General features: G+C 45.5%; 6 protein-coding genes. 1 reads left to right on the top strand and 5 read right to left on the bottom strand.

Features of this window, described 5'->3' with window-relative positions; genetic code table 11:
- The 3 genes from F6K49_RS29630 to F6K49_RS29620 form a co-directional block, all read right to left on the bottom strand.
- Positions 1–754, bottom strand: a 754-nt coding sequence (locus tag F6K49_RS29630; RefSeq protein ID WP_293102375.1) for a class I SAM-dependent methyltransferase, incomplete at its 3' end; no start/stop codon positions are given.
- 11 nt (positions 755–765) lie between these two features.
- Positions 766–2,097, bottom strand: coding sequence for a sedoheptulose 7-phosphate cyclase (locus F6K49_RS29625; RefSeq protein WP_293083733.1), 1,332 nt, complete (start codon positions 2,095–2,097; stop codon positions 766–768).
- A 967-nt stretch (positions 2,098–3,064) separates the two neighbouring features.
- Positions 3,065–3,259, bottom strand: coding sequence for a hypothetical protein (locus F6K49_RS29620; protein WP_293102370.1), 195 nt, complete (start codon positions 3,257–3,259; stop codon positions 3,065–3,067).
- Positions 3,260–3,982: 723 nt separating this feature from the next.
- On the opposite strand from F6K49_RS29620, the gene F6K49_RS29615 reads away from it, so the two are divergent.
- Positions 3,983–4,150 (top strand): hypothetical protein, encoded by a 168-nt coding sequence (locus tag F6K49_RS29615; protein WP_293072302.1) that lies wholly within the window; start codon positions 3,983–3,985, stop codon positions 4,148–4,150.
- Positions 4,151–4,153: 3 nt separating this feature from the next.
- Here F6K49_RS29615 and F6K49_RS29610 read toward each other — a convergent pair whose 3' ends face one another.
- Both F6K49_RS29610 and ftsH4 read right to left on the bottom strand, forming a co-directional pair.
- Positions 4,154–4,501: a hypothetical protein gene (locus F6K49_RS29610; protein ID WP_293037145.1), complete on the bottom strand. Its 348-nt coding sequence runs from the start codon at positions 4,499–4,501 to the stop codon at positions 4,154–4,156.
- A gap of 105 nt (positions 4,502–4,606) precedes the next feature.
- Entirely contained in the window at positions 4,607–6,487 is a 1,881-nt protein-coding gene (gene ftsH4, locus F6K49_RS29605) for an ATP-dependent zinc metalloprotease FtsH4 (protein ID WP_293102366.1), read from the bottom strand.
- Between the last annotated feature and the right edge of the window lie 243 nt (positions 6,488–6,730).

The raw sequence follows: 6,730 nt of genomic DNA, 5'->3' as shown, positions 1-6,730 counted from the left end.
GGTTAAATTTAGCGATCGCACTTCCATTGGCAGTCTGTTGCTCTGGGGGTAAATAAGGTTGTCCCTGAAGCAGGGTATTATCCACACAGATAAAGCCACCAGGAGTCAATACATCCCTGTCTAGCAAGACCTTTAAATAATCGACATACTCCTTCTTATCAGCATCAATAAATACCAAATCGAAGGATTCCTGGGCATCTGCCAACTTTTCTAGGGTTTCCAAAGCTGGAGCGACTTCCACTTTAATTTTGCTGCCGTGAGGAGATGCTTCAAAGCAAGCACGGGCAAAGTCGGCGACATATTGATCGACTTCACAGGCAACCAAGTCCCCATCTTCAGGCAAGGCTTCTGCCATGGCTAGAGCGGAATATCCAGTAAACATCCCGACTTCTAGGATGCGCTTTGCCTTAGTCATGTAGACAAACAACTTGAGGGTTTGTCCTTCAATATGCCCAGAGAGCATCTCTTGCTCCAACTGGCGCACGGTTTCTTCATCTGAGAAAAGCTTGCTCCAATCTTCTCTTGCCGTTTTCTGGGCTAAGGCCGCTAGGGCAGGAGACTCTGGAGTCGCACATTCTTCAAGGTAAGGATCGATGCCAGCGGCTAGGGCTAGTGCTTGTTGGAGAGACGCCATCAGAGAAGCGGGCACTTTCTCCTGTTCGGCCATCTCCACGATTCCTTCCAGCTGTTGCACTAAAATTCCTAAGGGAGTTACGGGCCTTGGAGTTGGGGGACTTTGTAATAGGTTAGTCATTTTTACTCCTTTTATTCAAGGCCGAGGTCGCTGAGGTACATTTCTGTGCCTTTTCCATCATCAGGAAAAGAAGAACATAATTCCTTATGCTTGTCAATGGCTAGTTGTAGCAATCCTGACGATACTTCTTGAGCGTAATCACAGGAACCAATCCCTGTTGGCAATGGAGCCCATAAACCCCCTTCTCCTCGCTTGCGCCGCATATTTTTCTGACCTTCAAGCATCAGGTCAATATCTTCTAGGATGGGGTGGTAAACAGACAGACCCAGAGAGCGACACAAAGCGATAATGCGATCGCGTTCTTCTGGTTTGACCCAGCCCATTTCTGCAGCTAAAGTCGCGCCGAACGCCATGCCAATAGTGACAGAATGACCATGCATCAATTTGGCAGCAGGTTCAAAGCGAGGACTCCAGGTGTGACCATAAGCGTGGGGACGGTCTTGGTAAGTCTCGAACATATTTGTTCCTTCATGCTTCATGTAGGAAAACAATGCCCGATAGATGACTGTATCAGCGATCGCTGCGAGTTTCTCATCGCCATCTAGGGTCGCAAAGTGAGTCTCTACTAAGCGCGGACCGTATTGTTCCATTAACTCAAACAGAACCGGATCATCGGTGACTGCCATTTTAATAATTTCTGCCATACCGTTGCGGACGTGACCTGTCGCCAAAGTACGGAAGAAACTGCGGTCTACCAAAGTCATTACTGGAGGATGATAGGAGCCAATGCTGTTCTTGAATTGGGCACCGTTAGTGCAAGTGCGGGGCGACGGACCAGCATCAATAGCAGCCACAACCGTAGTTCCGACCATAATATAAGGAGTGCGTCGGTGCTGCAGGGCGCAGGCAAGTCCGGCTACATCACTGAGAACACCGCCACCTACCACTAGTACGGGTTCGTTGCGGGAAACGTCGCAGCCATCTTTACCTAAAAATTTCAGCAAGCGGTGGACGGTTTCGGGAGTTTTGTCAGATTCCCAAGCGCGGCAGGGCTGCAAGTTAAGAGGAATTTCATACTCCTCGAAGTAGCGGCGAATTGAGGCTCCGTAAAGCTCATCTACGGTCTGATCCACAATTGCCACACAACGACCGCGACGACTGTAAACCTCCGCCAAAGTGGGATTAGCAGGGTTGAAAACTCCGTCTACTAATTTAACTGTTGCCTTTAGCGCATAGGTAGCAGAGATTTCAAAAGAGCGACCGTCTCCACTAGCAGCGATTTCTCCATGACCGGTGTACCACTCTGAGGTGCGGTACTTTTCTGGGTGGTGGAATTGAATAATCTGCTCTGACTGTGAAGGAGAGAGCTTTAGTGATTTTGGATTAGGTTTAGCTTGAACCATAATTGTGTTGTTTGGAGATTGCTTGTTTGGATGTTCCGATCTGAAAGAATTTACATGGCAAGGCAGATTTCTAGGTATATTTCCGTCCCCCTAGCCCCCCAATTTGCCGGTGCGACTCGCGGCGAATTTAATTCGACCACTGCAAGGGCACCGGGGCAGGGAACAAAACCCTCAACTTCCCCCAAAATTAGGGAAGCAACGGGGGATTTACCAAAACCAGACCATCTAAATTCATTCTTTAATGTCTTTATGCAAAGCGCGAGTGGGGAAAACTCCCTTTGGCTGCACCGGTAGTCACTCATGGTGGGGGAACCCCCGCATGAAGGCGCTACCTCGCTGCACTGCTTGAGCAACGCTAATTTTACATTTTCTTTAGATTTGCTTTGTAAAGAGTGACTAGCTTAACCTTAGCATCGCTACTTAAGTATTGTAACAAAAATTTACAAATTTTCCTAGGGGTAGCAACAAATTTTTTTGGCTGTCCGGCAAAATTCATCCCACACCTATGCTATGCATAGGTGTGGGATGAATTTTGCACAGGGTATTAATAAAATTGCTATAATATATTCTGATAAACAAAGCCGTTCGCGCAGCGTGGCCAAAGGCCTTAAATGCTGGTTTGTCAGCCACTAAAAAACAGAACTTATTGTATTGTTCCGGCGCGGAGGGGCATCCCGTGTGGTTAATAAAGCTTACCGAGTATCCGAACCGTTGGGTGGAGTTGGTAAGAAGCCCACACTGTAATCTTTGATGAGCGTGTGGGAGTATGTCACAAAACTGTATTTCTAAGAACAGACTTAATGGACGGTCAAGGTTTAATAAAACCGGAGCACTGCACTGCGAATGATGGCAACACAGGCAGTCAGGACGAGTCTCTTCTAGGGTGAAGGGTGTCATTCCTTGTGGTTGACATTAGACGGCTATCCTATTAAGATAAGTATTTATTACTACTAACCGGCGGCTCGGGCTAACCCCACTCACAGTAACCATACTCGTAATCATCACCCTCCTCAATTCCTGATTGCGACCGGTACAGCTGTTGTGCTAGTAGGGCAGTTTCAACCTTGGAAAAAATAGGTAGGGAGATGGTCGGGTGGTCAGATGGGGATAATTTTCGACAAGCGATGCAGGGAGGTAGCGCGGTGTTGGGGATCCCCCCCATGAGCGACTACCGGCTTGGTATTACGGGTTTTCTTGATGAGCAACTGCATCAAGAAAAGGTCATAGTCGGGGTTTTCGGCAAATTTGATCAACACTGATTTTTGCTACTTAACATTTCTTTACCCACGTCTGTAGATTAAAGCAGACTAATTAGTATGGTGTCAAAGGTGCTTATTCGATTATTTTTAATCAAATTTAGTTTTATTTAGCCATTTACCTATCCTTATATCCTCTTATCTCCGAAAATCGTTAAATTATTGCCTGTTAAAGCTGTATTTACTGTGGTAACAGGGGCTGGGGTGGTTCACGCTTTCCAAATTTTGTTCAGGGTAAACACATTTTAGTTACAAATACCTACTGGATATGAGAGTCATAAAATAAGTATTTTTACTTATTACTTCTGATTAAGGTTTCGAGAATTTAGATGGGTTTGCCCTGGGGGGATTTTCAGATAGCATCCCCTGCAGCTGAAAGAAATTTGCTCTAATCTGATCTAAGAGGAATCTATTAGGCATAAATTAACCGTCCTTTGGGAGTTGGGACTTAGTAAATAGTGCCTCAAAAAAAAAAATTTACAAAAATTCAAAAAATATGCTATGATATTAAATTTTTTGTGCTAAACTGAAATTGTGGAGAATAAAATCCACGGGAAGAGCCAGCCTAGAGTTTTCGTCAGGCTGGAAGGCTGGCTCTGGGTCCCCTTTACAGGAGATAACTTAATATTATGTCCCATCGCCTATACCCATGGGTAATGGTGAGGTTGTTACCACCGATGGCACCAGTGGTTTTCGCTCGGTTCGAGAACCCTACTGATGCTAAGGGCTATATGCAGGTACTGAAACTGCTGATGCCTGGTGCCAAGTTTCTACTTTTTTTTGACCTTCAACAATAATCATTATTGACGAACAAATTCAGAACTTGATTCTGTAGCTAACAAGCCATGGTTTTGTTTAAATTCAGCCAACAACCGAAAAAAATATTCAAAACCTACTTTTTCATCATGACAAGAAAGCATAATTAACTTAGCCCATGACGTAACCGACTTAACCCCCAGTTTTTCCTGTAGCCAAGGTTGAAACTCCTCATAAAATTTGGCTTCTGCTTCAGTCAACTCAATATCCATCTCACTGCGAGCATATTCATAGCCAACTAAAAACATAAATAAATCGGTTACCGAAGGACGACCAATATACATACCAGGGCATTTTTCGATTTTTTCTAGAATATCAAATAATCCATTCATAACAACTATACTATGTAAGCATTCAGATTACTTGATTAATCAAAGGGTTGGGCACGGGGAAACTCCGCACCCAACCCTTGTAATCCTTGCAATTGAAAATTGCGATTAAACGACAGCAGGCTCCTGCTCGGCAGACTTAACTTTACTCAAAAGCTCTTGCAATTTGTCACCCTCAATTACTTCCGTGTCCAATATTTCTTTAGCAATGGTTTCGAGCAACTCCCGATTCTCGTTCAGAATCGCTAATGCTTGTTGATGACCTGTTTCGACAATCTCTTTGACTTCATCATCAATCGCTTTAGCAGTTTCATCACTGACATTGCGGCGGGGATTCATCATCCCATCTCCGAGAAAGTTTGACTGCTGACCTTTCTGGTAAGCTAACGGTCCGAGAACTTTACTCATGCCATAGGTCGTTACCATCTGCTCCGCTAAATCCGTAGCTCGTTGGAGGTCATTGGAAGCGCCGGTGGTAATGCTATTAAACACAATCTCTTCCGCTGCCCGTCCACCAAGCAAGGTGGCAATCTGACCTTGGAGTTCTTTTTCATCCATTAAGAAGCGGTCTTCTGTAGGCATTTGCAGGGTGTAGCCTAGTGCTGCCATCCCCCGTGGCACAATCGAGATTTTAGCGACTTTACTACCACCAGGCATCAAGGCACCAACTAGAGCATGACCGACTTCATGGTAAGCAACGATGGTTTTCTCTTTGTCATTGAGTACCCGGCTTTTCTTCTCTAGACCAGCTACTACTCGCTCAATCGCTTCAGCAAAGTCCGCCTGGGTTACTTTTTCTTTGCCGTTGCGGGCAGCTAACAGCGCTGCTTCATTAACGAGATTAGCGAGGTCAGCACCAGCAAAACCAGGAGTACGAGTTGCGATCGCTTTTAGATCCACATCCTCCCCCAGCTTCACTTTCTTAGCATAGATTTCTAGAATTTTCAAGCGACCGGATAAATCGGGACGGTCTACTAACACTTGTCGATCGAATCGTCCTGGTCGTAACAGAGCTGGATCTAGGGTTTCAGGGCGGTTAGTGGCTGCTAGCACAATTACCGTAGCATCACCAGCAGCAAACCCATCCATTTCCGTTAGCAACTGGTTGAGGGTTTGTTCCCGCTCATCGTTCCCACCAACAAAACCAGAACCACTAGCACGGGATTTACCAATAGCATCCAACTCATCAATGAAAATAATACAGGGAGCTTTCTTTTTGGCCTGTTCAAATAAATCCCGGACTCTGGCAGCACCAGCACCAACAAACAGTTCTACAAACTCAGATCCAGAAATACTAAAGAATGGTACACCAGCTTCCCCAGCTACTGCTTTAGCCATTAGGGTTTTACCCGTTCCAGGAGGTCCAACTAATAGCACTCCTTTTGGAATTCGTGCTCCTATGTTAGTAAACCGTTGGGGCGTTTTAAGAAAATCCACAATTTCCTGTAATTCAGTCTTGGCTTCTTCTACCCCAGCCACATCATTAAAGGTAACTTTAGTGGTATCATCTTGCACATAAACCTTAGCTTTACTCTTGCTAATAGACAAAGCACCTTGGGGTCCACCACCACCAAAACGCCCTGCAAAAAACTGCAAAATGCCAACAAAAATTAGTGGAGGTATCACCCAGCTGAGCACGATGGTAAACCAGCTTCGTTTAGGGGGAGGAGCAGCAGCAAATTCTACTCCTTTATCTTCTAACCGTTGGGGTAACTCTAGGTCATAGATTGGGGTCGTGATCAGAATTTGTCCTGGCTCTTCAGTATCAGCTTTGAGCTGATACTGGATTTGGTCTTGCCCAACATAAACCCGCGCTACCTTTCCATCTTGGACTTGGTCAATAAACAAGCTGTAGGGTACCCGAGGGATTTTCTGTCCGAAGAATCCAGGCAAGAATAGGTTAGCTACAAGAAATAAACCCCCTAAAAACAAGAGAATATTGCCAATTAGGCGAGATCGAGGGGGTTGAGGTTTGTCTTTAATACTCATAGATGCAACGTAGTCTTTGTTTAAAATCTTTTTCTTATAGAGGGTGAAAGCCCTCATTCTTAGCCTACCAGGGTAGGGTTAAAAGTTATAAGCTGTCACCCATTTAAATTGTTAATTGGGGAGATGGGGAGATGGGGAGATGGGGAGATGGGGAGATGGGGAGATGGGGAGATGGGGAGATGGGGAGATGGGGAGATGGGGAGATGGGGAGATGGGGAGATGGGGAGATGGGGAGATGGGGAG

It is taken from the genome of Moorena sp. SIO3I6 (assembly GCF_010672095.1).
This window is presented reverse-complemented; position numbering and strand designations above follow the sequence as displayed.